Source organism: Clostridium sartagoforme, assembly GCF_039521405.1.
In the GTDB taxonomy this organism is placed as follows: Bacteria; Bacillota; Clostridia; order Clostridiales; family Clostridiaceae; genus Clostridium; species Clostridium sartagoforme.
This window is the reverse complement of sequence record NZ_BAAACH010000013.1, coordinates 1-4,673: the sequence shown is the minus strand read 5'-3', so window position 1 is coordinate 4,673 and position 4,673 is coordinate 1. Positions and strand designations below refer to the sequence as shown.

Below are 4,673 nucleotides of genomic sequence, written 5' to 3'. Positions count from 1 at the left end.
CCATTCCGAACAGGAAAGTTAAGCTCTACAGCGTCGATGGTACTGCATGGGAGACTGTGTGGGAGAGTAGAACGTTGCCAGGTTAACAAAAAGACTTAAGATTTATCTTAAGTCTTTTTTTGTTTTAAATAATAAATTCATATAAAAAATTATTTCTAAGAATACTATTTAATAATTCTCATAAGTTTAAAGTATATTATAAATTTAAATGTTAGTCTATTAGGAGGAGGATTCAATGATATATATAAATAAGAATTCCTTAAAAAAAGATTATAAGAGAAAGTTCCTAGAGATAAATGGTAAAGAGCTAGAAGATGGAACTAAGGAGCAGCAATATGAAGCTTTAGGTAGTTTAATTAGAGATTATGTTGCTAAAGAGTGGCTAAATACAAATAATAAATATAAAGAAACTGGAGAAAAACAGGTATATTATTTCTCAATGGAGTTTTTGCTTGGAAGGCTATTAGGGAGTTCATTAATGAATTTAGGAATACGAGATATTTGTAGGGAAGCTCTCTTGGAATTAAATATAGACTTAAATGAGCTTGAAAATTTAGAACAAGATCAAGGATTAGGGAACGGAGGCTTGGGTAGACTTGCTGCATGTTTTTTAGATTCTATGGCATCATTAAATATACCTGGACATGGTTGTGGAATAAGATATAAGTATGGTTTTTTTGAACAAAAGATAATTGATGGCAAGCAAGTAGAGATATCTGATAATTGGCTAAGATCAGGTAATGTATGGGAAATACAAAAAAGAGATAAATCTGAAATAGTGAAGTTTGGTGGAGATGTAAAAATGGAAACAATTGATGGGAAATTAACATTTACTCAAGTCAATTATGAATCCATACTAGCAATTCCATATGATACACCAATCACAGGATATGAAAATGAGGTAGTAAATACTTTAAGATTATGGTCAGCAGAGCCTGTAAGTAATGAATTTGATTTTTCATCATTTAGTAGAGGTGAATTTCTAAAGGCCATAGAATACAAAAATTCTGTTGAGTCTATATCATTAGTCTTATATCCAGAAGATTCTTTCTATGAAGGGAAAATTCTGCGATTGAAGCAACAATATTTTTTTGTATCTGCGGGACTACAAAGTATTGTGAGACATTATAAAAAATATAATAGTAATATATATGAGTTAGATGAAAAAATATCTATTCATATAAATGACACACATCCAACATTAGCTATTCCAGAACTCATGAGAATACTATTAGACGAAGAAAAATTATCATGGGAAGAAGCATGGAGGATAACACAAAATACAATTTCCTATACTAATCATACTATTTTAGCAGAAGCATTAGAAAAATGGCCTATAAATATGTTTAAAAAGATATTACCAAGAATATATATGATTATACATGAAATAAATGAAAGACATTGTAAAGATCTTTGGAATAAATATATTGGACAATGGGACAAGATTTCTAGAATGGCTATAATTGCTGATGGGTTTGTGAGAATGGCCAATTTAGCTATAGTAGGTAGCCATAGTGTGAATGGGGTAGCAAAACTTCATACGGAAATACTTAAGAAAAAGGAAATGTCAGATTTCTATTATCTATACCCCAACAAATTTAATAACAAAACTAATGGAATAACTCATAGAAGATGGCTATTAAAAAGTAATCCAGATTTAGCAAATTTATTAAAAGAGACAATAGGAGAGGGATTCATAAAACATCCAATGGATTTATTGAACTTTGAAAAGTATTTAAGTGATAATAATGTATTGGGTAAGCTGAGGAATATAAAATTAAATAATAAAGTTAAATTATCTAAAGAAATATACAGTTCGTATGGAATAAAGGTAGATCCAAATTCTATTTTTGATGTCCAAGTGAAAAGAATTCATGCATATAAAAGACAAACATTAAATTGTTTAAGAATAATGGATTTATATAATAAATTAATAGAAAATCCTAATATGGATATAAATCCAAGAACATTTATCTTTGCAGGAAAAGCAGCCCCAGGTTATATTTTGGCAAAGAATACAATAGAACTTATAACATCAATAGCAAATAAAATAAATAATGATCCAATAGTAAAAGATAAAATTAAAGTTATTATGATGGAAAATTATAGAGTTTCATTAGCAGAAAAAATAATTCCGGCAACAGATTTAAGTGAGCAAATTTCAACAACTACGAAGGAAGCCTCAGGAACCTCTAATATGAAGTTTATGATGAATGGAGCATTAACTATAGCAACATTAGATGGCGCTAATATAGAAATAAAAGATGAAGTCAAAGAAGAAAATATAGTTATATTTGGACTAACAGCAAATGAAGTTTTAGATTATCATAATAATGGAGGATATTCATCTTGGGATATATATAATAGTGATAATAGAATAAAAAGAATTATAGATAACCTTGTAGATGGAACTTATTCATATGATAGAGAAAAATTCAGAGCAATATATGATAGTTTATTAAAATATAATGATGAGTTTTTTGTATTAAAGGATTTTGATAGTTATATAAGAGCTCAAGAAATAGTAAATGAATTATATGGTAATAAACTTAATTGGCAAAGAATCTGTGGAGTAAATATAGCTCACTCAGGTATATTTTCATCAGACAGAACAATAAAGGAATACGCAACTGGAATTTGGGGTTCAGATGTATTGTATAAGAATTTATAAGTTTTTAATTGGGCATATGTAAGTTTACGTTGATTCGTATTAGAGCAACGGGATAAGAAAATTTACATATGTCCACTTTTTTGTAAAAAATCTTTTTACTTAACATATAATTTATATCTTACTCATATTTATTATATAAAGATGATTTGATAGTTTAATAAAATTTATATAAATGAATTAGGGGGAGTAGGATAGATGGGGAGAAAAGAAATTGTAGCAATGATTCTGGCTGGAGGACAAGGGTCAAGATTAGGAGTATTAACAAAGAGATTAGCAAAACCAGCTGTACCCTTTGGAGGAAAATATAGAATTATTGATTTCCCATTAAGCAATTGTTCTAATTCCGGTATATATACAGTTGGAGTTTTAACTCAATATAAACCATTAGAATTAAATGCGCATATAGGAATAGGAGCACCTTGGGATTTGGACAGAAGAGATGGGGGAGTAAGAATATTGCCGCCATACCAGGAGGAAAAGGGTGGTAAATGGTATAAGGGAACTGCAAATGCTATTTATCAAAATATAGAATATGTAGATAGATATAATCCAGAATATATATTGATATTGTCAGGAGATCATATATATAAAATGAATTATGATGATATGTTAGAGTTTCATAAGCAGAAAGAAGCAGATGCTACAATAGCTGTAATAGATGTGCCTATAGAAGAGGCTAGTAGATTTGGAATAATGAATACAAGAAGCGATCTATCAATATATGAATTCGAGGAAAAGCCAAGAGAGCCTAAAAGTACAAAAGCATCTATGGGAATATATATTTTTAAATGGGACATATTAAAAGACTTTTTGAAAGAAGATGAAAATGATATAAATTCAAGTAATGATTTTGGAAAAGATATAATACCTAATATGTTAAAGAAGAATATGAGATTAGTAGCATATCCGTTTAAAGGGTATTGGAAGGACGTAGGAACTATAAGAAGTCTATGGGAAGCTAATATGGATTTATTAAGTTCTAATAACAAGCTAAGTTTATACGATAAGGATTGGAAGATATACTCTGAAAATATAGCAAGACCAGCGCAATATATAGGAAGTGATTCAGAAGTTAAAGAATCTTTAATAGTTGAAGGATGTATAGTTCAAGGAAAGGTAGAACACTCAATATTATTTCAAGGAGTGAGTATAGGAAAGAATTCAATAATAAGGGATTCCGTAATTATGCCTGATACTATAGTAGAAGATAATGTAGTAATAAATAAAGCTATAGTAGGTAATAATGCGATAATAAGAAGAGGCTGTAAAATTGGCGATGGAAATAAAATAGCAGTTATAGCATCTAAAGAAGAACTTGAAGCTGGAACTACATTAGAGCCAGCTGAAGTATTATAGATCTAAAGGAGATATAGTTCAAAGGGATTATAAAAACAGTAAATTCGTAGTGATGCTCACTAAAGAAAAATCATGGAATATTATTAAGAATATGATAGTGAAAAACAATGAGATTTTTATAGAGAAAAATGAAAATAATATTAAATATATGTATTAATAAAATTTAGTTAAAAAATAAATTTTTGAATCCTGAAAAAAATAATATGCAAATAAAATAAAAAATATCTAATAGCTAAAAATACTTATCGATAAAGCTATTAGATATTTTTTATAATAGAACTTACAAAATATAACATAAACAAAGGACAACTAATCCACCTGTATCAATATAAGAAAAATAAAGAAATTCTTATATAGTAATAAATAATATGAGGTTAATTCAAATATTTAGCGATATAAACTATATATAAAAGAAATATAGCATGATATTATACTCTATGTCCTAAGGGACAAAACGTCTTACAAAGTTATTTAAAAGTCAATAAAAAAATGAGTTGACAGATTAATATAAAGATAGTAAGATAATGAAGTCGCTTAAAAGCGATGAAGAAAATGGTCTTTGAAAATTGAACAGAAAATAAGTTAAGTAAAATAAACCAGCAATTCTTTTAGAAGTCTTAAGTGAGAATCTAAATTTAAATTTAGT

2 protein-coding genes and 1 rRNA gene are annotated in these 4,673 nt (G+C 28.2%); all 3 read left to right on the top strand.

The window, feature by feature from the left end; all coding sequences use genetic code 11:
• Positions 1–83 (top strand): 5S ribosomal RNA (rrf, locus tag ABDZ60_RS06260); the annotation flags it as partial.
• Between the two features lie 152 nt (positions 84–235).
• Positions 236–2,671: a glycogen/starch/alpha-glucan phosphorylase gene (locus ABDZ60_RS06255; RefSeq protein WP_343776996.1), complete on the top strand. Its 2,436-nt coding sequence runs from the start codon at positions 236–238 to the stop codon at positions 2,669–2,671.
• Positions 2,672–2,866: 195 nt separating this feature from the next.
• The gene (locus ABDZ60_RS06250; RefSeq protein ID WP_343776994.1) at positions 2,867–4,027 is read left to right on the top strand and encodes a glucose-1-phosphate adenylyltransferase; all 1,161 of its coding nucleotides are present in this window, start codon (positions 2,867–2,869) and stop codon (positions 4,025–4,027) included.
• The last annotated feature ends 646 nt before the right edge of the window (positions 4,028–4,673 follow it).

What these genes read in the sequence shown, in the direction of transcription:
- ABDZ60_RS06255 (WP_343776996.1), top strand. Translation starts at nt 236, where the DNA reads ATGATATATATAAATAAGAATTCCTTAAAAAAAGATTATAAGAGAAAG.
- ABDZ60_RS06250 (WP_343776994.1), top strand. Translation starts at nt 2,867, where the DNA reads ATGGGGAGAAAAGAAATTGTAGCAATGATTCTGGCTGGAGGACAAGGG.